The sequence below is a fragment of the Shewanella psychrotolerans genome (genome assembly GCF_019457595.1).
Classification (GTDB): Bacteria; Pseudomonadota; Gammaproteobacteria; order Enterobacterales; family Shewanellaceae; genus Shewanella; species Shewanella psychrotolerans.
Genome location: NZ_CP080419.1, coordinates 111,572 through 135,756, shown reverse-complemented (window position 1 = coordinate 135,756; position 24,185 = coordinate 111,572). Strand labels below are relative to the sequence as shown.

At 45.1% G+C, this 24,185-nt stretch carries 26 protein-coding genes; 20 read left to right on the top strand and 6 right to left on the bottom strand.

Annotated elements, in window-relative coordinates; genetic code table 11:
* Positions 1-77: 77 nt before the first annotated feature.
* The gene (gene trmA, locus K0I62_RS00620; protein ID WP_220069690.1) at positions 78-1,175 is read left to right on the top strand and encodes a tRNA (uridine(54)-C5)-methyltransferase TrmA; all 1,098 of its coding nucleotides are present in this window, start codon (positions 78-80) and stop codon (positions 1,173-1,175) included.
* A gap of 75 nt (positions 1,176-1,250) precedes the next feature.
* Here trmA and fabR read toward each other — a convergent pair whose 3' ends face one another.
* Complete coding sequence (fabR, locus tag K0I62_RS00615; protein ID WP_220071232.1) at positions 1,251-1,865, bottom strand: HTH-type transcriptional repressor FabR; 615 nt, start codon at positions 1,863-1,865, stop codon at positions 1,251-1,253.
* A gap of 140 nt (positions 1,866-2,005) precedes the next feature.
* On the opposite strand from fabR, the gene K0I62_RS00610 reads away from it, so the two are divergent.
* From K0I62_RS00610 to mnmH, 3 genes are all read left to right on the top strand, one after another.
* Positions 2,006-3,112, top strand: a complete 1,107-nt coding sequence (locus K0I62_RS00610; protein ID WP_220069689.1) for a fatty acid desaturase — start codon at positions 2,006-2,008, stop codon at positions 3,110-3,112.
* Positions 3,113-3,283: 171 nt separating this feature from the next.
* On the top strand, positions 3,284-4,327 hold the full coding sequence (gene selD / locus K0I62_RS00605) for a selenide, water dikinase SelD (RefSeq protein WP_220069688.1): 1,044 nt from the start codon (positions 3,284-3,286) through the stop codon (positions 4,325-4,327).
* Entirely contained in the window at positions 4,327-5,433 is a 1,107-nt protein-coding gene (gene mnmH / locus K0I62_RS00600; RefSeq protein WP_220069687.1) for a tRNA 2-selenouridine(34) synthase MnmH, read from the top strand. Before selD ends, mnmH begins: the two co-directional genes overlap by 1 nt.
* A gap of 63 nt (positions 5,434-5,496) precedes the next feature.
* Here the strand turns inward: mnmH and K0I62_RS00595 are convergent, their stop codons facing one another.
* The 4 genes from K0I62_RS00595 to nudE all read right to left on the bottom strand — a co-directional run bounded on the left by K0I62_RS00595 (position 5,497) and on the right by nudE (position 9,416).
* A complete protein-coding gene (locus tag K0I62_RS00595) occupies positions 5,497-7,371 on the bottom strand; it encodes an MFS transporter (protein ID WP_220069686.1) in 1,875 nt (624 codons plus the stop codon).
* Positions 7,372-7,552: 181 nt separating this feature from the next.
* Entirely contained in the window at positions 7,553-8,014 is a 462-nt protein-coding gene (locus K0I62_RS00590) for a GNAT family N-acetyltransferase (RefSeq protein ID WP_258405055.1), read from the bottom strand.
* The gene (cysQ, locus tag K0I62_RS00585) at positions 8,007-8,819 is read right to left on the bottom strand and encodes a 3'(2'),5'-bisphosphate nucleotidase CysQ (RefSeq protein ID WP_220069685.1); all 813 of its coding nucleotides are present in this window, start codon (positions 8,817-8,819) and stop codon (positions 8,007-8,009) included. Before cysQ ends, K0I62_RS00590 begins: the two co-directional genes overlap by 8 nt.
* A gap of 51 nt (positions 8,820-8,870) precedes the next feature.
* The gene (gene nudE, locus K0I62_RS00580) at positions 8,871-9,416 is read right to left on the bottom strand and encodes an ADP compounds hydrolase NudE (RefSeq protein WP_220069684.1); all 546 of its coding nucleotides are present in this window, start codon (positions 9,414-9,416) and stop codon (positions 8,871-8,873) included.
* Positions 9,417-9,514: 98 nt separating this feature from the next.
* Between nudE and yrfG the strand changes: the two genes are divergently transcribed.
* The 7 genes from yrfG (at position 9,515) to K0I62_RS00545 (ending at position 16,432) form a co-directional block, all read left to right on the top strand.
* Complete coding sequence (yrfG, locus tag K0I62_RS00575; protein ID WP_220069683.1) at positions 9,515-10,183, top strand: GMP/IMP nucleotidase; 669 nt, start codon at positions 9,515-9,517, stop codon at positions 10,181-10,183.
* 123 nt (positions 10,184-10,306) lie between these two features.
* Positions 10,307-10,924, top strand: coding sequence for a transcriptional repressor LexA (lexA, locus tag K0I62_RS00570; protein ID WP_220069682.1), 618 nt, complete (start codon positions 10,307-10,309; stop codon positions 10,922-10,924).
* Positions 10,921-11,430: a cell division inhibitor SulA gene (locus K0I62_RS00565; protein WP_220069681.1), complete on the top strand. Its 510-nt coding sequence runs from the start codon at positions 10,921-10,923 to the stop codon at positions 11,428-11,430. Before lexA ends, K0I62_RS00565 begins: the two co-directional genes overlap by 4 nt.
* A gap of 394 nt (positions 11,431-11,824) precedes the next feature.
* The gene (coxB, locus tag K0I62_RS00560) at positions 11,825-13,387 is read left to right on the top strand and encodes a cytochrome c oxidase subunit II (protein ID WP_220069680.1); all 1,563 of its coding nucleotides are present in this window, start codon (positions 11,825-11,827) and stop codon (positions 13,385-13,387) included.
* Positions 13,388-13,396: 9 nt separating this feature from the next.
* Positions 13,397-14,989, top strand: coding sequence for a cytochrome c oxidase subunit I (gene ctaD, locus K0I62_RS00555; RefSeq protein WP_220069679.1), 1,593 nt, complete (start codon positions 13,397-13,399; stop codon positions 14,987-14,989).
* A 1-nt stretch (position 14,990) separates the two neighbouring features.
* Positions 14,991-15,560 (top strand): cytochrome c oxidase assembly protein, encoded by a 570-nt coding sequence (locus tag K0I62_RS00550; protein ID WP_220069678.1) that lies wholly within the window; start codon positions 14,991-14,993, stop codon positions 15,558-15,560.
* Positions 15,557-16,432, top strand: coding sequence for a cytochrome c oxidase subunit 3 (locus tag K0I62_RS00545; protein WP_220069677.1), 876 nt, complete (start codon positions 15,557-15,559; stop codon positions 16,430-16,432). Before K0I62_RS00550 ends, K0I62_RS00545 begins: the two co-directional genes overlap by 4 nt.
* Positions 16,433-16,495: 63 nt before the next feature.
* On the opposite strand, the gene K0I62_RS00540 is transcribed toward K0I62_RS00545, so the two are convergent.
* Positions 16,496-16,714, bottom strand: a complete 219-nt coding sequence (locus tag K0I62_RS00540) for a DUF2909 family protein (RefSeq protein WP_220069676.1) — start codon at positions 16,712-16,714, stop codon at positions 16,496-16,498.
* Between K0I62_RS00540 and K0I62_RS00535 the strand changes: the two genes are divergently transcribed.
* The 9 genes from K0I62_RS00535 to K0I62_RS00495 all read left to right on the top strand — a co-directional run bounded on the left by K0I62_RS00535 (position 16,662) and on the right by K0I62_RS00495 (position 24,165).
* Positions 16,662-17,471 carry an SURF1 family protein gene (locus K0I62_RS00535; RefSeq protein WP_258405054.1) on the top strand — a complete coding sequence of 270 codons (810 nt, stop codon included), beginning with the start codon at positions 16,662-16,664 and terminating at the stop codon, positions 17,469-17,471. The genes K0I62_RS00540 and K0I62_RS00535 overlap by 53 nt on opposite strands.
* Before the next feature lie 161 nt (positions 17,472-17,632).
* Positions 17,633-18,178 carry a redox-active disulfide-containing membrane protein gene (locus K0I62_RS00530; protein WP_220069674.1) on the top strand — a complete coding sequence of 182 codons (546 nt, stop codon included), beginning with the start codon at positions 17,633-17,635 and terminating at the stop codon, positions 18,176-18,178.
* Positions 18,178-19,161 carry a COX15/CtaA family protein gene (locus tag K0I62_RS00525; RefSeq protein WP_220069673.1) on the top strand — a complete coding sequence of 328 codons (984 nt, stop codon included), beginning with the start codon at positions 18,178-18,180 and terminating at the stop codon, positions 19,159-19,161. Before K0I62_RS00530 ends, K0I62_RS00525 begins: the two co-directional genes overlap by 1 nt.
* Positions 19,162-19,174: 13 nt before the next feature.
* Positions 19,175-20,077 carry a heme o synthase gene (cyoE, locus tag K0I62_RS00520; protein ID WP_220069672.1) on the top strand — a complete coding sequence of 301 codons (903 nt, stop codon included), beginning with the start codon at positions 19,175-19,177 and terminating at the stop codon, positions 20,075-20,077.
* A 4-nt stretch (positions 20,078-20,081) separates the two neighbouring features.
* The gene (locus K0I62_RS00515) at positions 20,082-20,711 is read left to right on the top strand and encodes an SCO family protein (RefSeq protein WP_220069671.1); all 630 of its coding nucleotides are present in this window, start codon (positions 20,082-20,084) and stop codon (positions 20,709-20,711) included.
* A 155-nt stretch (positions 20,712-20,866) separates the two neighbouring features.
* Entirely contained in the window at positions 20,867-21,166 is a 300-nt protein-coding gene (locus K0I62_RS00510; protein WP_220069670.1) for an STAS domain-containing protein, read from the top strand.
* Positions 21,163-21,525, top strand: a complete 363-nt coding sequence (locus K0I62_RS00505; protein WP_220069669.1) for a response regulator — start codon at positions 21,163-21,165, stop codon at positions 21,523-21,525. Before K0I62_RS00510 ends, K0I62_RS00505 begins: the two co-directional genes overlap by 4 nt.
* A 22-nt stretch (positions 21,526-21,547) precedes the next feature.
* Positions 21,548-23,572: a chemotaxis protein CheA gene (locus K0I62_RS00500; protein WP_220069668.1), complete on the top strand. Its 2,025-nt coding sequence runs from the start codon at positions 21,548-21,550 to the stop codon at positions 23,570-23,572.
* A gap of 35 nt (positions 23,573-23,607) precedes the next feature.
* Positions 23,608-24,165 carry a chemotaxis protein CheW gene (locus K0I62_RS00495; RefSeq protein ID WP_220069667.1) on the top strand — a complete coding sequence of 186 codons (558 nt, stop codon included), beginning with the start codon at positions 23,608-23,610 and terminating at the stop codon, positions 24,163-24,165.
* Positions 24,166-24,185: the final 20 nt, after the last annotated feature.

Genomic DNA, 24,185 nt, shown 5'->3' with positions numbered 1-24,185 from the left:
ATCAAAAGCTAGATACTGGACATCAACGCTGGGTAGTATACTATTTGCGCCCCCAATGATAGCAATGGTGTTTAAAAATGAATTTAGAAGCAATGGATCCTAACCAATACGATAAGCAACTTGATGCTAAACGTGAAAAATTAGCGCAACTATTTGCTGACTTTAACACGCCATCATTGGAAGTTTTCGCTTCAGAACCAGAACATTACCGTATGCGCGCAGAGTTTAGAGTCTGGCATGAAGGCGAAGACCTTTACTACTATATGTTCGATAAGGTTCTTAATCAAAAAGTACGTTGCGAACAATTCTTACCCGCCAGCGCATTGATTAATCAAATGATGCCAGCCTTAATGGCTGAACTTCGCCCCAACACCATATTACGCCATAAGCTATTTCAGGTGGATTTTTTATCGACCCTAAGCGGTGAAATTCTCGTCTCATTGCTATACCACAAGCAATTAGATCAACAGTGGCAAGATGAAGTGCAAGCCCTCAAGCAACGTCTGGGTGAGCAATTCAAGGTCAATATCATTGGCCGTGCTCGTAAACAGAAATTAGTTATGGATAGGGATTATGTTATTGAGTCATTGCCGGTCAATGGTCAAACGCTAACCTATAAACAAATAGAAAATAGTTTTACTCAGCCTAATGGCAGGGTTTCTATCAAGATGCTTGAATGGGCAATCGATATCACCCAACAGAGCACAGGAGATCTACTCGAACTGTACTGTGGTAACGGTAACTTCTCTATAGCCCTAGCGCAAAACTTTAATCGCGTATTAGCCACAGAGCTTGCTAAGCCATCTGTAGACTCGGCGCAATACAACATTGAAGCTAATAACGTCGACAACTTACAGATCATTCGTATGTCTGCCGAAGACTTTACCGATGCGCTAGCGAAAAAACGTAGTTTTAGACGACTAGAGGGCATTGATTTAGACACCTACCACTGCAATACCATCTTTGTCGATCCACCGCGTGCGGGCCTCGATGACAACACCTTGGCTATGGTTCAGGGTTATGAACGAATTATCTATATCTCATGCAATCCTAATACCTTGATGGATAACCTAAGCGTGTTAGATAAAACTCACAAAATTAGCCGATTCGCCCTGTTCGATCAATTCCCATATACCGACCACATGGAATCTGGCGTATTGTTAGAAAAACGCTAAATAGCGATTATTTAGATCAAAAAAGGGCCATATGGCCCTTTTTCGTGAAGATCCCACTAGAAGCGACTCGTGATATCAGCGACTTTCCATTTTTTGCTGCAAAGACTCTGCGCCTTTAGCCACCATACGCAACTGGATCACTAATCTGTCAGCCAATATTTTTCGATCAACACGTTTCATATCTAACGCAGCCGCTCCGGCATTAAATACCAAGGTCACCAAAGCTTCGGCCTGCGCCCTCGCTAGCTCTGGGGTTCTCTTTGCCGTCGCTTCAGTATAATGGGCCAATTCTGAGATAAAATGCTCGATCTCACGCGCAACCGCAGCTCGAAATGGCGCAGAAGTGCCAGAGCGTTCATGGAGTAAGATCCGAAATACGTTTGGATTTGATTCCAGTACCTCCATAAAAGTATCAACAGAAATGCGAATAACGCTACCACCAGCCTCAGCTCGTTGACGACCTTTACGCATCATCTGCCTAAGGGTTAAACCACCTTCATCAACCATAGTCAGACCTAACTCATTCATATCTTTAAAATGACGATAGAAAGAAGTTGGCGCAATTTTGGCTTCCCTTGCAACTTCTCGCAAACTCAGACTCGAAAAACTCCGCTCTGCGCTCAATTGATTAAATGCAGCATCGACTAACGCCCGACGAGTCTTTTCTTTCTGTTGTGCTCTGATACCCATCATGATGAATCCACTAGATAAAGTTAATCCCACGATAATACATTCTTTAGCAGAAAAACGCAGCCTACCTTGACCTAGGTAATGAAGCAGGTTAAATTTGCGTACAAGTGTACGCTCAATTATTGCTGTTGGATATTATAATGAAAAAACCTCCCCTGATCTGGACCAATATTTTACTATTTGCCATCACCTTCCTCGGTGCTGTCATTTTAGTTCCTTGGTATGGCATTACCTATGGTTACGGATTCGCTGAGTGGCTAGCCTTTATCGGCTTGGCTTTTGCTAGTGGCTTATCGATCACCGCTGGATACCACCGACTTTGGTCTCACCGTACTTACAAAGCACACTGGTCAATGCGATTCCTGTTTGCACTGGGAGGCGCCCTTGCATTGCAAAACAGTGCATTACATTGGTCATCAGATCATCGCATTCATCATAAGCATGTGGATGACAATGACAAAGATCCTTACTCAGCGAACATGGGTTTCTGGTATAGCCATATTGGCTGGATGCTCAGGGAGTATCAGTCGCAGCGTTATCACGATTACAAGAACGTTCGCGACTTACAAAATGAAAAAATTGTGATGTGGCAACACAAATACTACCTTCCGTTACTGCTGATCATGAATATTGGCTTACCCGCCTTGCTTGGTTGGTTAAACGGTGATGTGTGGGCAATGTTACTCATGGCTGGGTTACTCAGGCTAGTCGTGGTACATCACTGTACCTTCTTTATTAACTCATTAGCTCATATCTGGGGTAAGCAGCCCTACACAGACAAGAATACGGCTCGAGATAACGGCATTCTCGCAGTGTTTACCTACGGCGAAGGCTACCATAACTTCCACCACATCTTCGAAAATGACTATCGAAATGGTATCCACTGGTGGCAGTATGACCCAACAAAATGGCTAATTAATGCAATGGCTTGGACTGGGCTCGCAGCACAAAGACGCGTCACCCCTCAGGAACGAATCGAGAGTGCTAAGTTACAGATGCAACTCAAGCGCACCCAGCACAGAGTCGAACAACTAGCGAATAGAGAAGAGGTGCTAGAAAAATTACATGCTGAATATGAGCTATTGAAGACCCATATTGGCGAGTACTACCAAGCACAAAAAGAGCTACTTGAAGCAAAACGCAAGCAACTTGTCAGTCAACAGTTGATGGTTAGAGTAGAAGAACTCAAACAAGATCTGCTAGCACGTAAGAAAAATTGGAAATTACTCACGGCTAACTACGCCTAATATAATCAGTAACAGTCAATTGCGGATCAAGGTCACTCTAGCGAGTGACCTTTTCATTATTAGCCATATAGCTCACTAAGGTTCACATCACTAAAGAGACCTGATTGAAGTGGTCAATAGATGGGTCTATCATTGGCCGTTGTTCATTTCCTTATTAGAGTCTTCGAGTTCATGTCAGAAACAAAAATCAAACTCACCGAATACAGTCATGGCGCAGGTTGCGGCTGTAAAATTTCGCCTAAAGTTTTAGGCACCATTCTGGCATCACAGCTACCTCATTTCGACGATCCTAATATATTGGTGGGCAATAGTACCCGTGATGACGCCGCAGTTTACAAGCTAAACGCAGAAACCGGCATCATCAGTACCACCGACTTTTTCATGCCAATCGTTGATGATCCATTTACTTTTGGGCGCATCGCGGCGACCAATGCCATTAGTGATATCTATGCAATGGGTGGAACGCCTATGATGGCGATTGCAATCTTAGGCTGGCCAGTGAATATCTTACCTGCCGAGATAGCACAGCAAGTGGTCGACGGTGGTCGCCAAGCCTGTGCCGACGCAGGCATTATGTTAGCCGGAGGGCACAGCATTGATGCACCCGAACCCATTTTTGGCCTTGCAGTAACGGGACAGATCCCACTGACCGAGCTTAAGCAAAACAATACTGCCAAGGCGGGCGATAAACTCTATCTCACCAAACCTATAGGTATCGGGATTCTTACTACCGCCCAAAAACAAAAGAAACTCGCCGATGAAGATATCAACATCGCGCCCGATGCCATGTGTGAACTGAATAAACTTGGGCCAGCTATCGCAAAGATAAGTGGCGTGACCGCGATGACAGACGTAACCGGTTTTGGCTTAGCGGGACATCTTATCGAGATGTGTCTGGGGGCAAATCTATCTGCCAAGATAGCTATTGATACTCTCCCCTTATTGCCAAAAGCGAAAGCTTATCTAGAGATGGGGTGCATCCCAGGAGGAACTCATCGCAACTTCGACAGTTACGGCGAACATCTGCCGCAAGTAACCGAAGAGCAGAAAGCCCTGCTGTGTGATCCGCAAACCAGTGGCGGCTTACTTATCTCAGTGTCAAGCTCCCATGAAGCCGAACTAATTGCACTACTCAGCGCCAATCACATTGCAGCGATAAGTATTGGCCAATTGGTTGATAACACGGATTCAACTCAACTCGTGGAACTCATTTAATGATATCCAACATTGTGTCTAAGAGCACATATAAGCAGATCTTTCTCAACGACCACCCCATTATGGATGTTCGCGCGCCGATAGAGTTTGATAAAGGGGCTTTTCCGACCAGTACTAATCATCCTCTTATGCAGGATGAAGAACGCAGGCTTGTGGGTACATGTTACAAGCAAAAAGGGCAAGAAGCAGCAATAGCCTTAGGGCACTCTTTAGTTTGTGGGGATGTCAAACAACAGCGGATTGATGCTTGGATAGAATATTTCAACGCCAACCCCAATGCCTACCTATATTGCTTTCGCGGTGGGCTGCGTTCGCAGCTGACACAGCAATGGTTAAAAGAAGCTGGATTGGATATTCCTTATATCGAAGGTGGATATAAGGCGATGCGCCAGTTTTTAATAGACACTATCGATACAGCTCCCAGCGTGAAGCCCATGTTAATTCTGAGCGGTATTACCGGTAGTGGCAAAACAGAATTTCTGCAAAAGCGCAGCGAGGCTGTCGACTTGGAAGGTATTGCTCATCATAGAGGCTCTAGCTTTGGTCGATACCACGAAGTACAACCAACACAGATCAATTTCGAAAATGCCCTCGCCGTCGCGTTATTAAAACATCAACACTGTAATGCTAAATCATTATTACTCGAGGATGAAAGCTATCTCATCGGCCGCTCTGCACTACCACAAGTTTTTTATAAAGGTATGCAAGCCGCTGATATCGTGGTCCTAGAAGAAAGTAGAGACGCTAGGTTAAGCCGATTACTGGACGAGTATGTTCACAAAATGGCTAGCGGTTATATCGAACGTCTGGGGGAAGAAGCAGGCTTTATCGCCTTTGCAGAATATTTGTCCCAAAGTATCACAGGGATTAAAAAGCGGATCGGTGGTAAGCAGCACGATGAACTCCAAGCAATCATTAGTCATGCGTTAGCTGTTCAGCAGAGTCAAGGTGATACCGAAGCACATTTAGAGTGGATAAGTATTCTGCTCAATAAATATTATGATCCTATGTACCTGTATCAAATCAACAAAAAAAGCGACCGCATATTGTTTCGTGGCGATCATCAAGCGATGCACCAATGGCTCGATGAGCTAGCATTGAATTAAGTTCTTAAAAAGCCAGAGTTAACTTTCTGGCTTTTTAACTCTCGATAGCGCATATCTTGAAATCTACTCCGACTCATTGGAATCCGTCATTATAGCCGCCAGCTTATCGCGCAGTAGATGTCGATTCACATCTGCGCCATTGAGTGGATCATCGAGTGTCACCGAGACTTTTGACCAAAAACGCTTCGGCCGAGTGCTTAGAGCATGGCCATCTTTGTGACTAAAGTAAGAGCCCCACAAACCTTTTAGCGCCATAGGGATCACCGTAACGGGATCTCTAGCTAATATCTTATCAATCCCCGGCCTAAACTCCCCCAGTTGACCATCAGGACTCAAGCGCCCTTCGGGGAAAAGGCACACTAACTCCTCGTTGGCTAACGCTTGGTGGATAGACTCAAACGCTTGGTTATACGTAACTTCAGACTGTCTAGGTGAACAAATTGGAATAACCCCAGCGTGACGAAAAAGGGATTTAAGTAAAGGGATCTCGCTGATTGATTTATCCATGACGAAGCGAATGGGTCTTGAAGAGACCCCCATGATCACCAAGGCATCCACATAACTCACATGATTACACACTATGATCCCGGCGCCTTCTCTAGGCAGTTTATCTCTGCCTGTCACGGTGACACGATAAAATAGGTGGCTGAGCAGATAGCTAACAAAACGCTGAGTAAACTCAGGAACTTGAGAGTAAACATAGAGAGCAACAACTGAGTTAAGTATGGCTAGTAACAAAAATAACTCAGTAATACTCCAGCCAAATCCTTCAAGCAATAGCATCGACAACAGCGCCGAACAGACCATAAAGAGTGCATTAATAATATTATTTGCAGCGATAGCCTGGGCACACTCTCCCTTATCAGCCCGAGACTGAATAAATGAATAAAGGGGGACGATAAACAAGCCACCACTTAAACCAACCATAAACAGGTCAAACATCACCCGATAGTGTTGCTCATTACTTACAAAGCTGCCTAGGCTATAAACCGCTTGCAACTGAGCGGTAGGTTCAGGAATAGCCCACAACATATCGATGCCAAACAAAGTTAATCCCGCTACGCCAAAAGGTAGAATCCCTAACTCCACATGGCCATATGAAAAACGTTCACACACAAACGATCCGACAGCAATACCAATAGAGAATAGCGCCAGTAATAGCGAAACAACGGTAGCGTCAGAATGCAGGTGTAACTTTGCAAAATTAGGAAATTGGGTCAGATAGGTGGCGCCTAAAAACCAAAACCAGCTAATCGCCAGTATCGCCATCCATATACTCGGCGTCTGCTTAACCTTGGCAATACTGCGCCAAGTTCCAGACAAGGGCGTAAAACGAATTCTAATTACCTCACCTTGAGGCGGCAACGCTGGTATAGCCCTGCTAGACAAGTAACCACAAAGCGACAAAACAAAAACAGTGACGGCGGTAATGACAACCCCATGCTCATTGGCAACTAATAAACCAGCGCTTATGGTACCGATTAAAATTGACAAGAAAGTCCCCATTTCAACCCAAGCATTGCCTTTTACCAACTCAGTTTGAGCGAGCGCCTGAGGTAATAAGGAGTATTTTACCGGACCAAAATAGGCGGATTGACTGCCCGTTAAAAACAGTAACACCAGCATAGCCATATAGCTTTGAGAGAGAATTGCCATGGCGGCACAAGACATGATAACCACTTCTAACTGCTTTAACCTGCGTATTAATTTGGCCTTATCCATATTATCGGCGACCATACCAGCATGGGCGGAAAACAAAAAAAACGGTAAAATGAACACTCCCGCAGCAAGGTTTACAAACAGGTTAACGCTAATTGGCAACTCCCCTATCTGGGCATAGGTCACCATGAGTAACAGCACATTTTTGTAGATATTATCGTTTAACGCCCCCAAACACTGAGTCGCAAAATAGGGGAAAAAGCGTTTCGTTAGCAGCATATCAATTCCTTTTGGTATCCCTTTGCAGTTAAGAGCGAGTCAACATGATAGCGGAGCAAATGATCGAGTGTAGTGTCTTGGATAAAAAGCTTATCGTCTAACGCTAAACTGGTAAGTCCATCTATTCCAGTCCAAATCACCCGACGATCCTTTTACTGCAACGTTAAAGAGATACAGCTTACTAAGGCTCTAGATTAAGCAACATCAGCACACGGCATTCACCAGGGCCGAAATAATCCTCCTCGACGCAGTGTTCAATAAAACCTAGGGAGCGATACAGATGTCGTGCAGGATTCGTTGGCGCCACAGTCAGTTTAACTTCTGTAACATGCTTTGGCAGCGATGTGATCGCATCAACAATTAACCGTCTACCGACACCACGCCCTTGGGCAAGCGTGTCGACCACGACTGACAATATCCAAACACATTGAGCTTGCTCACTTGGCGCAACCAAAATATAACCAAGCAAATTATTGTGTTTATCTACCGCTACTTGTAGACCTCTAGGCCAACAGTCGAAGCTCTGACGAAAGAAAAAGTCAGGGTAACCATGATCACCGAAAAGCGATTTTTCAAGAAAATACACCGAATTTAGTTCGCCCTTTTGTATCGGACGAACTGAAAAACAGGTCAGACTATTCACTGATTAATAACTCGTCCCAAGGCAGATGTGTAGAGCCCACGACGATAAAATTGGGATTCTCTAACGTTTCACGTTCATTGTAACTTAACGGCTGCAGTTCAAGATCCATCACCTGACCACCGGCTTCTTCTATAATAATTTGCGCAGCACCTGTGTCCCATTCACCTGTAGGTCCAATGCGAACATAACAATCGGCACGCCCTTCAGCCACTAGGCAACTCTTCAACGCCGCGCCACCCAATACAATCAGTTCACAATGCCTAGATTGATTAAATAACTTCAACACCGAATGCGGATCCTGGCGACGACTGACGGCCAAGCGCAGCGAAGGTGTGTCTGCGTTAGTCAGCTGACGACTAGAGATACGCAGCTCTCCTTTACTCGACCGCTTATACGCTCCCAGTCCCGCAATGGCATAGTAGATCACCTCTGTCATTGGCACATAGACAATCCCCATAATAGGACGATTATGTTCAACGAGTGCAATAATGACCGAGAAGTCTCCACTTCCAGCAATAAATTCCCCAGTGCCATCCAAAGGATCCACTAACCAATAACGCTGCCATTCGGCACGTTCTGAAAGTGGTATATCAGCATCTTCCTCTGATAAAACGGGGATGCCAGGAGTTAATCTATTTAGCGCAGAAGTAATGATCTCATGAGCGGCAAGATCAGCAGAAGTCACAGGCGTATTATCGGCTTTGATCTCTTTATCAAAGCTGCCTTTTAAATAAATATCTTTTATCGCTAGCCCAGCCTCCACGGCAATGGCGATCACCTGTTCCACATAATCTTCTGGCTTCATCACAACTCCAACAGCCTAAACTGGCAATGCATATATGATAATTCTCATTAACTACTTTAGTTTTAGATGTTTCTGGGCCAAAAACAAGGCGCTTACACTTCTAGATTCAGAAAAATCTTCCTGCGACAATAAATCAAACCACTTTGCTAACGGCCAACTAACCACCTCGATTGGCTCAGGCTCATCACCTTCTAGCCGACTCTCATAAAGGTCTTCAGCAAGATAGATCTGCATCTTGCTAGAAAAATAGCCGGGGGCCAAACTTAACTCCATAAGGTGAGTAAGCTTATGGGCGCCGTAACCTATCTCTTCTTGAAGCTCACGATTCGCCGCTTGAACAGGCGTTTCACCAGGATCGACTAAGCCTTTGGGGAAGCCCAGCTCGTAAGAGTGCGTACCCGCAGCATATTCTCGACCCAGCAGCAATTGGTCATCTAGCACAGGAACCACCATAACCGCACCACGATTGTTGCCCTTCATACGCTCATATTGGCGCTCAACCTGATTAGAAAACTTTAGGTGCACTTGTTCAATCTGAAACAGACGGCTCTTGGCAACAACTTCTGCATGTAAAATCTGTGGCTTCTTGTCCGACATGAATGTCCCTGATAAAAATGACGTTTGCTTCACAGTCCAATCTTACTATGATGTGATTAATCCACAACTCTACCGATGGAATTTTTTCAAACCACAATATGTTTCCATGGAATAAGATAGATACAGTGCTACTCGATATGGATGGCACACTACTGGATTTGCATTTTGATAATCACTTTTGGCTCAGCCTAGTGCCTCAAACCCTTAGCCATCAAAAAAACTTGCCAATCGAGCGCGCAAGAACCCTAGTAGAAGCCGCCTATGACAAAGTCTTTGGCACCTTAGAGTGGTATTGTCTCGACTACTGGGAGCGTGAACTCCAACTTGATATCATCGCCTTGCACCGCTCGATTGTCGACAGAATCCAAATGCGCCAAGATAGTATGCCATTTCTAACCGCCTTAGGAGAGCAAGGAAAATCAAGAATACTGGTGACCAATGCCCATCCAAGCAGCCTCGCACTAAAACTTGAACATACTGATTTAGCTGCTGGGCTAGACCATATGCTATCGAGCCATGCAACGGGGTACCCTAAGGAAGCCCCCCAATTTTGGGAGACGCTTTTCACACAATATCAACTCGACCCAAGCCGATGCTTATTCATTGACGATAGTGAGCCGATCTTACAAGCCGCACAAAAAGCAGGTGTTGGTTATCTGCTTGGAATTAAAAACCCCGATAGCCAAAAGCCACTCAAGTCATTTAACGACTTCCCAGCAATCGCAGACTATCACGATCTATTAAATAGCCTTTTAACCAACAGATAAGCATAGGAACAAGTTAAATAAAATGAGATAGCTAATGGTTTTAGGCAAAAAGCTGGTTAATACTTGCACTACCATAAATACTGTATATACTAACAGTTACTGTATGGAAAGACAGGATAGATAATGAGACCACTAACACCCAGACAAGCTGAAATTTTAGAGCTAATTAAGCGCAATATAGCCGACACAGGCATGCCACCTACTCGAGCTGAAATTGCCCACAGATTAGGCTTTAAGAGCGCTAATGCTGCAGAAGAACATTTAAAGGCACTAGCGAAAAAAGGCTGTATAGAGATCATGCCAGGAACATCTCGAGGGATAAAGCTCCCCCAAGAAGATGAACCTGAAGAACTCGGTTTACCGCTAATCGGTCAAGTTGCCGCAGGTGAACCCATACTAGCCCAAGAGCATGTGGAGCAACACTATCAGGTCGATCCAAATATGTTTAGACCCTGTGCGGACTTCCTGCTACGAGTGCGGGGGGACAGTATGAAGAATATTGGCATCTTAGAAGGCGATCTACTTGCTGTACATAAAGTTGAACAAGCACGTAATGGACAAGTCGTCGTCGCTCGAGTTGAAGATGATGTCACGGTTAAGCGTTTTGAAAAGAAAGGCAACACCGTGTATTTGCATGCCGAAAATGAAGATTACTCACCTATAGTGGTTGATCTCGCTAATCAAAGCCTAAGCATTGAAGGCTTAGCGGTCGGCGTTATTCGCAACGGAGACTGGCAATGAACAATTTAATCGGTAATGCGCCACGTCATCCTGGTCTGTGGGTTGATATAAATAAGCAACTAAAACCATCCCACCCAAATACTATTTCCACCGTGTCAAGCAGCACTCAAGGCAGACAAGAGTTACAAGCGTTAACACCACAGCTAGCTAGATTAAGTCAACAAGGACAATGGGTCGTGCTAATCAGCCCACCGAATATTGGCTATAAACAGATGCTCGCAGATGCAGGGGTTCGTATGGATCGTATTCTACTCGTGCATACCAAAGATGAAGTCGAAGCACTTTGGGCGATGGAAAAAGCACTCACAAGTGGTACATCCAGTGCGGTGATTAGTTGGACTCAATCGCTCGATGCAAGAGATAATCGTCGCTTACAAATCGTCGCCAAAAACACTCGAGCACTGGGTGTCGTTATCGAAGATGCAAATAGTCACTTACCTGTAACAGCCCGTATGCAGGACGATCTAGGCATACAACAAGCCTGTTTATTTAGTTCATTGCATTAATCGATTTACTCCTCCTTTCCATACAAAAGCCCCGCAAGGGGCTTTTTTGTCGCTGTTTTGTTTAGAAAAATAAAATAAAAGTGATCTTGATCAATATTTGAACACCGATTAAGTTAATAGTAGATATCAACGATTATTTGTTATATCCGAACAATTTAGCTGTCGACGCAATTGAGCCCGTGAGAAGTCTTCTCTTGTGTCAATTCGTTGAAATTAGCCTGATATATTCAGCCGTAAGTGCAAGCGTGGTCACCACCAGCAATAACATTTACACCACCAGCGCACTTTGAAGTCATCGTTGCTTTTTTGGGAACCGAAGAGTTTGCATAGAGCCGAGACATACTGTGTGGCTCTTCTTTGTAGTTGCCTTCGCAATTGACAGAGGAGAAGTCTAGTGAAGCAAGTGTTGTATTATTTGCTGGCGTTGCTGTTTACGCCCCCCATACTCGCAGCCGATATGCCCCTCAACATGACAGAAGGGGTTACAGAGATAAGTGGAAGAGTGTTTGGCCTCCACATGACCATTCTCTACATCTGTTGTGCCATAGGCATTGTGGTCTTTGGTGTGATGATCTATTCGATCATCAACCATCGACGCTCTAAAGGTGCCGTTGCCGCCAACTTCCATGAAAGTACTAAAGTCGAAATTGCATGGACCATCGTTCCTTTCGTTATTTTAATCATGATGGCTATTCCAGCAACACAAACCCTGATAGCAATGGAAGACCCCAGCGATGCAGACTTGACCATTAAGATCACGGGTTCCCAATGGAAATGGCATTACAGCTATTTCGATTATGATATCGAGTACTACAGCCTGCTTGCAACGCCAAGAACACAGATAGAAGGTAGTGAAGCCAAAGGCGAGCACTATCTGCTTGAAGTAGATAAACCGCTCGTTCTACCAATTAATAAAAAAGTGCGTTTCTTAATGACTTCAGAGGATGTGATCCATTCATGGTGGGTTCCTGCATTTGCCGTGAAAAAAGATGCCAACCCAGGGTTTATTAACGAGGCTTGGACCCGTATCGATAAACCCGGTACCTACCGAGGTCAATGTGCAGAGCTCTGCGGTAAAGACCACGGCTTTATGCCTATCGTCGTCGAAGTGCTTTCTGAAGCTGATTTTGACAACTGGATACAAGACCAAAAAGCGCAAGCCAGCATTGCAGAGGCTCAAGCAAAAGCCTCTCTGAGCCAGACACTCTCAAAGGAGGAGCTGATGGCTCAAGGCGAGCAAGTTTACATGGCACGCTGTGCAGCCTGCCACCAACCTAATGGTGCGGGTTTACCTGGGGTATTTCCCTCATTAATTGGCAGTCCCATTATCACAGGACCTGTCTCAGATCATATTGACATAGTGTTGCATGGTAAAACGGGGACTGCGATGCAGGCATTTGCTAAGCAGCTAACGGCAACTGAAATTGCTGCCGTTGTCACCTTTGAGCGAAATGCTTGGGGTAACGACTCTGGCGATATTATTCAGGCCGCAGATGTCAGTGGCTCCGAAGAGGCAAGCGCTGCTGCAACGACTGATGCCACCCCAAAGACGCCAACCAACTTACCAGAAAACTCACCAACGACAGAAAACGTAGCGGCTTTAACCGAAGCACCACAAGATTCAAAGGCTGCGGTTTTAGATGACTTAACGATGGAAGAACTTATGTCCATGGGAGAGCAAGTTTATCTCAGCAGTTGCGTTGCTTGTCATCAGGCAACTGGCACTGGACTACCCGGCGCTTTCCCTTCACTTGTGGGTAGTCCTGTCATCAAAGGCCCTGTTTCTGGGCACCTTGATATAGTTATTAATGGTAAGCCTGGCACGGCTATGCAGGCGTTTGGCTCGCAGCTTACGCCACAACAACTTGCTGCAGTGGTGACGTATGAGCGCAATGCATGGGGTAATAACTCGGGTGATGCGGTTCAAGCTACCGATGTTGATGGTCACGGAAAGTAAGGGATTAAAATGAGCACTATTACACAAGATATACCAACCGCTCATGATGATCATCATCATGGTGCACCCAAAGGCCTTATGCGCTGGGTTTTAACCACAAACCACAAAGATATTGGCACGCTTTATTTGTGGTTCAGTTTCATTATGTTTTTAACCGGTGGTGCCATGGCCATGGTGATACGGGCAGAGCTTTTTCAGCCTGGATTACAATTGGTTGAGCCAAACTTTTTCAACCAGATGACCACTGTTCACGGTCTAATTATGGTGTTTGGCGCAGTAATGCCGGCTTTTACTGGGCTTGCTAACTGGTTAATTCCTATGATGATAGGCGCTCCAGATATGGCACTGCCACGAATGAATAATTGGAGCTTTTGGATCTTACCCTTCGCTTTTACCATACTATTAAGCTCGCTATTTATGGAAGGTGGTGGACCCAATTTCGGTTGGACCTTCTATGCACCACTTTCTACAACCTATAGTCCAGATAGCACGGCGCTGTTCGTATTCTCGGTGCACATAATGGGGATCAGCTCGATAATGGGTGCTATTAACGTGATCGTCACTATCGTGAATATGCGTGCACCTGGTATGACATGGATGAAGTTACCTCTATTTGTATGGACATGGCTTATCACTGCATTCTTGTTAATAGCTGTGATGCCTGTGCTCGCAGGAGTGGTCACTATGGTGCTGACGGACAAGTACTTCGGCACCAGCTTCTTCGATGCCGCAGGTGGGGGCGATCCCGTGATGTTCCAACACATATTCTGGTTCTTTGGTCACCCTGAAGTGTACATCATGATCTTACCCTCCTTTGGTATTATCTCGGCGATTGTCCCGGCTTTCAGTCGTAAACGACTTTTTGGCTACTCTTCAATGGTGTACGCGACAGCCAGTATTGCCATACTGTCATTCCTTGTGTGGGCCCACCATATGTTCACTACAGGAATGCCAGTATTTGCCGAGTTGTTTTTCATGTACTGCACTATGTTGATTGCCGTTCCAACAGGGGTAAAGGTCTTTAACTGGGTCGCGACCATGTGGCGAGGCTCGATTAGTTTTGAAACCCCAATGCTGTTTGCCATTGCGTTTATCATACTATTTACCATTGGTGGATTTTCAGGTCTGATGCTGGCGATTACTCCCGTCGATTTCCAATATCACGATACCTACTTTGTGGTGGCTCATTTCCATTATGTATTAGTAACAGGTGCCATTTTCTCGATTATGGCCGCGGCCTATTATTGGCTACCGAAATGGACAGGAAATATGTATGACGAGCGATTAGGTAAAATTCATTTTTGGTGTTCAACCATCTCGGTCAATGTGCTGTTCTTCCCAATGCATTTCTTGGGCCTAGCGGGTATGCCGCGACGAATTCCAGACTACGCGATTCAGTTTGCAGATGTTAACCAGATAGTCTCTATTGGTGGGTTTGCCTTTGGTTTATCGCAACTTATTTTCCTCGCCGTCGTGCTTAAATGCATTAAGGGAGGAGAGAAAGCCCCTGCAAAACCTTGGGATGGCGCAGAGGGATTAGAGTGGACAATACCGAGCCCTGCGCCCTACCACTCATTCTCCACCCCACCAGAGATCAAGTAACATGAGTCAGCACCCGGTGAGATCGAACCAGAAACTTATCATGCTGCTGATAGCGGGCTCTATTGGTATGTTCGGCTTTGGTTTTGCGTTGGTGCCGCTGTATGACGTACTTTGCGAACAGTTGGGTATTAACGGCAAAACTCAATCCACTGCGACGGCCTATACCCCGATGGCTATCGATACGTCTCGTATCGTTACCGTAGAGTTTATGGCCCACACACAAAGTGACATGCCTTGGCAATTTGTTCCTGAAGTTAAGCGAATGCAAGTTCATCCAGGTGAACTCATTCGCACCAGCTTCAATGCCAAAAGTCTGTCCTTAAATCGAACTGTAGGACAAGCCATTCCCTCCGTATCACCAGGACAAGGAGCGGCCTACTTCCATAAGACGGAATGTTTCTGCTTTAACCAGCAGGTATTAACCGCCAACGCAGATGCAGCATTACCCTTGATTTTTTATATCGATCCCGATCTTCCACAGTCGATATCGACACTGACACTTTCCTATACTCTCTACAATATCACCGATAATGGTTACGTCGGTGCTGTTGAACAAGGAGCAGCAAAATGACAACCAAACATGAACACTATTATGTGCCAGCACAGAGCGCTTGGCCCATCATAGGCGCTATTGGTTTATTCCTAATAGCATTCGGCGCGGGTAGTTACGTGCAACAGCTCAATACTCAGCAATCCAGTGGTGGCTATATTCTTACGGCCGGTATTGTGGTTATTATCAGTATGATATTTGGCTGGTTTCGAACGGTAATACATGAATCCATGTCAGGTTTGTATTCAAAACAAATGGATCGCTCTTTTAGACAAGGAATGAGTTGGTTTATCTTCTCTGAAGTGATGTTTTTCGCTGCTTTTTTTGGTGCCCTACTCTATGCTCGGACCATCGCAGTCCCTTGGCTCGGTGGCGCATCAAATAATGCGATGACCCATGAAGTGTTATGGCCAACATTTGAAGCGATGTGGCCTTTAGTGACCACACCAGATGGCACTCAAACAGAGGCCATGGGATGGACCGGACTGCCACTTTATAACACAATGATTCTGCTTACCTCATCTGTCACCCTCCACTTTGCCCATGTCAGCCTCGAAAAGAGCAAACGGACCGCCCTCACACTGTGGTTAGGTGTCACTATATTGCTTGGACTGGCATTCCTCATTTTACAAGCCGAAGAGTATATGCACGCCTATCAAGAGATGGGATTAACACTCTCATCCGGCATTTACGGCAATACCTTTTTCTTGTTAACTGGTTTTCATGGCATGCACGTCACACTGGGAACGGTATTTCTTTTTGTCCTGTTTCTTAGAGTATTAAAAGGCCATTTTACCTCAGAGAAACACTTTGCCTTTCAGGCGGGAAGTTGGTATTGGCACTTCGTGGATGTAGTGTGGCTATGCCTGTTTATTTTTGTCTACGTCTTATAACCCCTAAGGCTGATTTACGCTTTTAATATTTTACGCTTTTAATATAAGTGTTTTCACCACGCCCTAATAGGGCCTAGGATTTGGGGTGAGTGTCCCAAGTGCTAAAGCCAGCAAAAGCAATAGAACAACGAGTACAGAAAACAGGACTCGTCGCCCCAAATAACGACTCATCGGGGCCTTGTCCTCTCCCTTAACCAAGATGAAGAGCGCTTTCCCAAGATTAAATATAATGAAAAGCAGTAGTAGCACTAACACTAACTTAAACAACACTATTCCAGTCATGGGGGCTCCTAAGCGGCTGATATCCTGGGCTAGCATTTTTGTAGCCTGCCTTACTGTGCTGGTGTTTAGCATATTGGTCAAGTTGGGTTTTTGGCAACTCAGCAGAGCCGAAGAAAAACACGCATGGCAACAAGAATTAAATGAAAGACAAAATAAGGCTCCGATCTCATTCGATCAACTCTTAACACTCCCCGCCGATGACAGATTAACGGGGTATCGTTTAGAGGCAGAAGTAAATCCCATTAATCAGCAAATCATCCTACTAGATAATCAAATATATCAGGGCACCGTCGGATATTTGGCCTATCAAGCGGTACAAGTTAACCGGAATTCGCCCTTATTACTGGTGGAGCTCGGCTTTATAGCCAGTTCGATGGATCGACGTATTTTACCTAGGGTAGCCCCCATTACGACGACTCAATTGCTACATGGCAAGCTATATCAGAAATCGACTAATCCGCTCAGCGAGCATCTATTAGCGGAGCCGGGAAATCCACTGCGGATCCAAAATCTTAATCTGACAGAGCTTGGGCAACTATTACAACAAGAGCTCGCTCCTGCTGTGCTACAACCCGATCAGCTGGTAGGCAATACGCTCCCTAGACCGTGGCAGCCCATTCCGCTCAGTTCACAAAAACACCAAGGTTACGCATTACAGTGGTTTTCGATGGCGGCGGCATTTGCACTACTCATGCTTTATCTATTGATAATAAAAAAGAAAAACATAGACAAACCCGATAAAAACTCAACAAATTGAGCTGTTGCGTAAAGTAATAAGACCTTGTAGGTTAGAACATAATCGCTGTGAAATTAAGCAGCTGAAGAGATCACATTAATCACTTCCTAGCCGTCTCGGGAAGTTGGCATTTTTCGGTGTGGGCATAGATCCGCACTAAATGATCAACGAGAGGAGCTAAAATGAACTCCCTTAAGCCCAAAGGCGCAAAACCCCTTTTAATGCTATTGCTGGTATTCGTGTTACCTGTCGTCGTTGCTAAACTCGTTCTTAGTATGAACCTTTACCACGGTGGCGCCACGAACAAAGGCCAACTACTCACCCCCGATACTAGCTACAGCAGTTTGGCTATGGAAAATCCGCAGCCTAAATCTTGGCAGATCATCTATTTGCTTCCTAGCCAGTGTGATAACACCTGCTTAGACCGCCTCTATATCCTTCATCAAAGTCATATCGCATTAGGCCGAGATCAAAACAGGGTCAAAACAATCATCCTATTGCAACCCAGTAGCGATCTTGAAGCACTTGCACAATTTAAATTCGATACCGCAAATATCAGCCAACAGCTAGCCGAAATGATGCTCGAGCAAGAGTTAATCATCGTCGACCCACTCGGTTCATTAGTGATGCGTTATAAACAAGTCAATGACAAACAGGAGCAGATTTTATTAGGAAAAGCCATGGTGGCAGATTTACGCAAGATGCTTAAACTGTCGAGGGTCGGCTAATGCAACTATCTCCATTACTTAAACTCACGCTAGTTTTCACCCTATGCGTTATTTTAATGGGTGCTTATACACGCCTCTCTGACGCTGGGCTAGGCTGCCCTGACTGGCCAGGATGTTATGGCATGCTAAAAGTTCCTACCCAGAGTCATGAACTCAACCAAGCACAAATTGCCTTTCCTGAACATATTGTAGAGCCCGAAAAAGCATGGCTCGAGATGATCCATCGTTATATCGCTGGCACACTTGGTTTATTCGTTGTTTACATCCTATTTATTAGCTTTAGGACGCAGGATGCTCCCAAAAAGCTCCCCAGCGCCATTGCTGTACTTATCTTATTTCAAGCAGCGCTGGGGATGTGGACCGTAACAATGAAACTAATGCCGATCGTAGTGATGTCACATCTCATCGGGGGGTTCGCGTTAATCTCACTGCTCTGGATACTCTATTTACGTACTAAGCCACTACGAATCCCTGGTGGAGATTCAAGGGCCAGAAAACTCGCACCATTGGCACTGATAAGTTTAGTGATATTAGTCATGCAAATTGTCCTAGGCGGCTGGACATCATCCAACTATGCGGCGCTTGCATGTACCAAATTACCCATCTGCGAAGGCGACTGGATAAATAATCTCGATCCTCTACATGCATTTAATCCGCTACACAAAACAGAAGGCAGTTACGAGTTTGGCATTTTAGATTACTCATCAAGAATGACAATTCATGTGGCACACCGATTTGGCGCCATAATTACCGCGACACTACTGCTTTGGTTAGCCTACAAGATGTTAACCCAGTCGCGATCATCACTATTAAAACGCGCAGCATGGACGCTGATATCTCTTGTCATCATTCAAGTCGTACTTGGCATCAGCAATGTTGTCTTGCATCTACCTTTAGGTATTGCAGTTTCTCATAACGCTGGAGCGGCACTCTTGTTACTGACAATGGTTTTTATCAACTACGCCCTGTGGCGTAAAGCATAAGCGAGGCAAGGCAATGGCAAAACCTCTTACATTAACAAGCCAACAAGCCAGCAGCTTAGATTGGCGTGACTATTTAGAGATGACCAAACCCAAAGTGGTCGCATTAATGTTACTGACGGTATTGGTCGGCATGTGTTTAGCTGTACCAGGAGCCGTGCCGCTGCAACCACTAGTGGCAGGGCTTGTTGGCATAGGCATGATGGCTGGCGCTGCTGCTGCCTATAACCATCTAATCGATCGCCGTATCGATGCTCTCATGGCTCGCACCTATAACAGACCGCTTCCTAAGGGACGAGTCTCGATTGTCAGAGCGCTAACGTTTGCGACATCGATGGCGATACTCGGCTTTATGCTGTTATATCTCGCGGTAAATCCGCTTACCGCTTGGTTAACCTTCGCCAGCCTCATTGGCTACGCCGTCATATATACGGCATATCTTAAAAGAGCGACGCCACAAAACATTGTCGTTGGCGGCCTAGCTGGAGCAATGCCGCCTTTATTAGGCTGGACATCCATTACTGGCGAGTTCCATGGTCATGCCCTACTTCTGGTCATTATTATTTTCGCTTGGACTCCACCACACTTTTGGGCGTTAGCCATTCACCGAAAAGCCGAATATGCTAAGGTCGATGTCCCTATGCTACCGGTAACCCATGGCATAGAGTTCACCAAAACCTGCATATTGCTGTACACAGTGCTGCTCGCCATCGCCTCACTTTATCCTGTACTGGTTGGCATGTGTGGTCCACTCTATTTAGTTGGATCGACCCTATTAAGCAGTGCCTTTATCTACAAGGCATGGGAACTAAAGTATCGCGATAAACCCGGCCTCGCCATGCAGGTATTTCGATTTTCGATTTATCACCTGATGATATTGTTTATCGTCCTACTAGTGGATCACTACCTGTGGGGTTAGGCCAATGAGAATCACTCTGCTCATCTTAGGAATGTTACTCTTTGCTGGTTTAGGTAGCTTTGCTGCTATCTCCTACCATTCATCAGAGCCAGAACTCACCACTAGTTATCTGTATCCAGAGCAACGTAAACTATCGCCTTTTCAACTAACAGATCAACATGGTGAGGTTTTTAATAATGACCGCTTAAAGGGAAAATGGAGTTTGATCTTTATCGGTTACACTTCATGTCCCGATGTTTGCCCAACGACGATGGCAAAATTGGCAGCGGCTTATCAAAAACTGGCCTCAACCATGGATATTCAAGTGGTATTTGTTTCCGTCGATCCTGCTCGAGATACTCAAGCTAAGCTTTTAGATTACATTAACTTTTTCAACTCTGATTTTGTCGCAGTAACAGCATCTCATGCATCGCTGTTACCTCTGACTCGCCAGTTAGGTTTTGTTTATGCCATGGTGGGGGATGGGCAAAATTATCAAGTCGATCATAGTGCATCTATGGTACTTATCTCTCCCGAAGGGAGACGATATGCGACCATCAAACCTAAAGCTAGGGAGCTGGGTCAGCTTCCACAGATCACCACAACTAACCTGATCGCCGATATCACAGAGCTAAACCAACATTATCAACGTTAATTTTCACTCATTAAATCGTCAAAGAATTAGCACCAGCTAAATTACATCACAATAAAAAACTGATTGTTTTCATGCAAACCACTCATTTGCAGACTATCTTTTTATCGTATAGGGAGAATTAAATAAACTGATAAGGATTTCAACAGGAGCGATTTATGACACGAAGTCTAATTCAGTTAGATTCTGAGCTGACAATTCGTAACATTCAGCAAATACATCAATTGATCACCGAGCAACTTGTTGACGATCAACCTCTCTCTATCGATGCAAGCCTATTAACACGCGTCGACACTGCTGGTGCCCAATTACTTTATTTCCTCACCAAATACTGCCATACACACCATCAGAATATCGATTGGATCTATCCCAGTGAGGATATCAAATCGAATTTGGCGGAACTCGGAATAGAAGCCAGTGATATATTTTCACCACCACAGGAGAATGCGCCTCTATGAAAAAAATACTCGCGGTTGATGACTCAGCCTCAATGCGACAGATGGTTGGGTTCACCCTGAAAACGGCAGGATTTGATGTCACCGAAGCTTGCAATGGCGATGAGGCGCTAAATGCCGCTAAAAATGGGAGCTATGATCTGGTGATCTCAGACGTCAATATGCCGGTGATGGACGGCATAACCCTAATCAAAAATCTTCGTACCCTGCCAGAATATAAATTCACCCCTTTACTGATGTTAACCACCGAGTCTGGAACAGACAAAAAACAAGAAGGCCGCAACGCTGGTGCAACCGGCTGGATTATAAAACCTTTTAACCCTGATCAACTGTTGGCCACCGTCAACAAAGTCTTACGCTAACCCAAGCCAGGATGGTACTGAGATGGAAATCGATCTAAGTCAGTTTAGTCAGGTCTTCTTCGAAGAAAGCTTAGAAGGGCTTGAGAGTATGGAATCTGAATTGTTGAAATTAGATATTTCAGCGCCTGATCCCGAAGCCATCAATACCATCTTTAGGGCCGCTCACTCCATCAAGGGGGGAAGCGCAACCTTTGGCTTTGTTCAGGTCGCCTCCTATACCCATCTATTGGAAACCCTACTCGATGAAATACGTGATGGTCGTAGAAAAATGACTAACCATCACCAAGATATGCTGCTGTTATCGGTAGACCTACTGCGCAACATGCTTGATGCATTAATGCGTAAAATCGATTTTTGCGATCCGTTACTTGAAGAGTTGCAGCAGAAATTTTCGACCGAGCTTAATCAAGACTCAACACCGCTTCTATCAACCGAGGTCGAGCAAAAGGATGACTCTGCCGTATGGCAAATCACCTTCAAAGCTGGGACTGACATTCTTAGGTTTGGTAACGACCCAATCTTAATGTTTGCAGAGCTTAGAGCACTTGGTCAACTTGATGTAGTGTTGCTTGATACGCCAGTGCCCGACTTTACTCATTACGACCCCGAAGGCTGCTATCTTAGCTGGCAACTCACTTTAGCCACAGCTCAACCACTGTCTCAAATTAAACAGGCATTCGAATGGGTGGAAGATGAATGTGAGATCACCTATGAGGCATTAGATCAAAAATCTCTGGAGGTTACTACGCCAGAGTTAGCCATTGAAGTTGCCCCACAATTAGAAAATCTCACGACAGATACGCCAGCAACCAAAGCCACTAAACCCGCTGCAATCACTCAAAAAAATCAAGAGTCTGGGTCTATTCGGGTCAGTATTGATAAAGTCGATTTACTCATAAATATGGTTGGTGAACTGGTGATCACTCAAGCAATGTTAAGCCAACTAGGACAACAGGACGAAATAGATCACGAGTCGCTTATCTTGATGAAACAGGGCTTAGAGCAACTAGCAACCCACACTCGAGATCTGCAAGAAAGTGTCATGCAGATCCGTATGTTGCCCATTAGTTTTGCTTTTAACCGCTTTCCACGCTTGGTTAGAGATATCGGCCAGCAACTTAACAAGAAAGTTGAACTTGTCCTAAAAGGCGAAGACACCGAATTAGATAAGACGGTAATGGAAAAAATCGTCGATCCCATGGTGCATCTGGTTAGGAACTCTCTCGATCATGGTTTAGAAACCCCAGAAGATCGTAAAGCCAAAGGTAAGCGCGAAACAGGCACATTAACCCTTAATGCATATCATCAGGGGGGTAATATCATTATCGAAATCATCGATGATGGCGCGGGGCTAGATACGGCAAAAATACTCAAAAAAGCCAAAGAAAAAGGGTTGGTTAATCCTGACGAAGAACCAAGTGAAGAGGCAATCCATCAGCTTATCTTTAAGCCAGGTTTCTCAACTGCCGACCAAGTCTCCGATCTATCAGGTCGTGGCGTGGGTATGGATGTGGTACTCAGAAATATTCACCAGCTAAGCGGTAACATCGATCTCAAATCCGTAAAAGACAAAGGCAGCCGCTTTACTATCCGCTTACCGCTTACTCTAGCGATACTTGATGGACAGCTGGTTAGGGTCGGCAGTCATACCTATGTCGTTCCTCTAGTTTCAATTCATGAATCCTTGCAGGTGACACCCGACAGAATCAATCGTCTAAGCGAAGAGCATCAAGTTATCCGCCTAAGAGACGAGTACCTTCCTGTCATCAAGGTATTTGATCAATTTAATCATCGAGCCGATGCAAACGAGATCAAAGATGGATTAGTTATGGTCGTTGATGCCAATAACGACAAAGTGGGCTTGTTAGTGGATGAGCTACTGTCTCAACAACAGGTCGTCATAAAGAGTTTGGAAGATAATTACAGCAAGGTCGCGGGGATTTCGGGCGCGACTATACTCGGTGACGGCACCGTTGCACTGATTATCGATATTGCAGGCCTTGTCAGCTTAGCTGGGATCAACAACAAGCAAGACCACGCAGCCTAGTTAGCAATTAGAACAATGAAAATGGAGGGGGCTAAATGACACAGTTTGATGACGCGATAGTGCACAAAAACCTTAGCGAGAATGCGAGCGAACAATATCTGACTTTCATTATGGCAACCGAAGAATATGGTGTTGATATCTTATCCGTCCAAGAGATCCGAGGATGGCAAGCGACCACAGCGATCCCTAACTCTCCGGCTCATGTAAAAGGCGTGATCAATTTACGCGGAACCATAGTGCCGATAATCGATTTAAGGCAGCGCTTTGGGATCTCGGCACTTGAATACGGTTCAACCACCGTGGTGATTGTCGTCAAAGTGAATATCGCCGATGAACATAAAATTATCGGTATCGTCGTCGATGCAGTATCAGATGTATTTAGTGTCAACAATAACGACTTACGCGATGCTCCCGACTTTGGCGAAGATACCGACCTCAGCTTTATTAAAGGGCTGGCTAACCTAGAGGATAAGATGGTCATTCTGCTTGATATCAACACACTGCTAGGTAATGAAGCTCATTTTGAAGCAAAACAGCTCTCAAATATCATCAGTAATCTCGACGCTGAATCAACTCATGCTATCAGCGCATAATCTGCTTAAAGAGGACCAAA

What these genes read in the sequence shown, in the direction of transcription:
- trmA (WP_220069690.1), top strand. Translation starts at nt 78, where the DNA reads ATGAATTTAGAAGCAATGGATCCTAACCAATACGATAAGCAACTTGAT.
- fabR (WP_220071232.1), bottom strand. Translation starts at nt 1,865, where the DNA reads ATGGGTATCAGAGCACAACAGAAAGAAAAGACTCGTCGGGCGTTAGTC.
- K0I62_RS00610 (WP_220069689.1), top strand. Translation starts at nt 2,006, where the DNA reads ATGAAAAAACCTCCCCTGATCTGGACCAATATTTTACTATTTGCCATC.
- selD (WP_220069688.1), top strand. Translation starts at nt 3,284, where the DNA reads ATGTCAGAAACAAAAATCAAACTCACCGAATACAGTCATGGCGCAGGT.
- mnmH (WP_220069687.1), top strand. Translation starts at nt 4,327, where the DNA reads ATGATATCCAACATTGTGTCTAAGAGCACATATAAGCAGATCTTTCTC.
- K0I62_RS00595 (WP_220069686.1), bottom strand. Translation starts at nt 7,371, where the DNA reads ATGCTGCTAACGAAACGCTTTTTCCCCTATTTTGCGACTCAGTGTTTG.
- cysQ (WP_220069685.1), bottom strand. Translation starts at nt 8,819, where the DNA reads ATGAAGCCAGAAGATTATGTGGAACAGGTGATCGCCATTGCCGTGGAG.
- nudE (WP_220069684.1), bottom strand. Translation starts at nt 9,416, where the DNA reads ATGTCGGACAAGAAGCCACAGATTTTACATGCAGAAGTTGTTGCCAAG.
- yrfG (WP_220069683.1), top strand. Translation starts at nt 9,515, where the DNA reads ATGTTTCCATGGAATAAGATAGATACAGTGCTACTCGATATGGATGGC.
- lexA (WP_220069682.1), top strand. Translation starts at nt 10,307, where the DNA reads ATGAGACCACTAACACCCAGACAAGCTGAAATTTTAGAGCTAATTAAG.
- K0I62_RS00565 (WP_220069681.1), top strand. Translation starts at nt 10,921, where the DNA reads ATGAACAATTTAATCGGTAATGCGCCACGTCATCCTGGTCTGTGGGTT.
- ctaD (WP_220069679.1), top strand. Translation starts at nt 13,397, where the DNA reads ATGAGCACTATTACACAAGATATACCAACCGCTCATGATGATCATCAT.
- K0I62_RS00550 (WP_220069678.1), top strand. Translation starts at nt 14,991, where the DNA reads ATGAGTCAGCACCCGGTGAGATCGAACCAGAAACTTATCATGCTGCTG.
- K0I62_RS00545 (WP_220069677.1), top strand. Translation starts at nt 15,557, where the DNA reads ATGACAACCAAACATGAACACTATTATGTGCCAGCACAGAGCGCTTGG.
- K0I62_RS00535 (WP_258405054.1), top strand. Translation starts at nt 16,662, where the DNA reads ATGAAAAGCAGTAGTAGCACTAACACTAACTTAAACAACACTATTCCA.
- K0I62_RS00540 (WP_220069676.1), bottom strand. Translation starts at nt 16,714, where the DNA reads ATGACTGGAATAGTGTTGTTTAAGTTAGTGTTAGTGCTACTACTGCTT.
- K0I62_RS00530 (WP_220069674.1), top strand. Translation starts at nt 17,633, where the DNA reads ATGAACTCCCTTAAGCCCAAAGGCGCAAAACCCCTTTTAATGCTATTG.
- K0I62_RS00525 (WP_220069673.1), top strand. Translation starts at nt 18,178, where the DNA reads ATGCAACTATCTCCATTACTTAAACTCACGCTAGTTTTCACCCTATGC.
- cyoE (WP_220069672.1), top strand. Translation starts at nt 19,175, where the DNA reads ATGGCAAAACCTCTTACATTAACAAGCCAACAAGCCAGCAGCTTAGAT.
- K0I62_RS00515 (WP_220069671.1), top strand. Translation starts at nt 20,082, where the DNA reads ATGAGAATCACTCTGCTCATCTTAGGAATGTTACTCTTTGCTGGTTTA.
- K0I62_RS00510 (WP_220069670.1), top strand. Translation starts at nt 20,867, where the DNA reads ATGACACGAAGTCTAATTCAGTTAGATTCTGAGCTGACAATTCGTAAC.
- K0I62_RS00505 (WP_220069669.1), top strand. Translation starts at nt 21,163, where the DNA reads ATGAAAAAAATACTCGCGGTTGATGACTCAGCCTCAATGCGACAGATG.
- K0I62_RS00500 (WP_220069668.1), top strand. Translation starts at nt 21,548, where the DNA reads ATGGAAATCGATCTAAGTCAGTTTAGTCAGGTCTTCTTCGAAGAAAGC.
- K0I62_RS00495 (WP_220069667.1), top strand. Translation starts at nt 23,608, where the DNA reads ATGACACAGTTTGATGACGCGATAGTGCACAAAAACCTTAGCGAGAAT.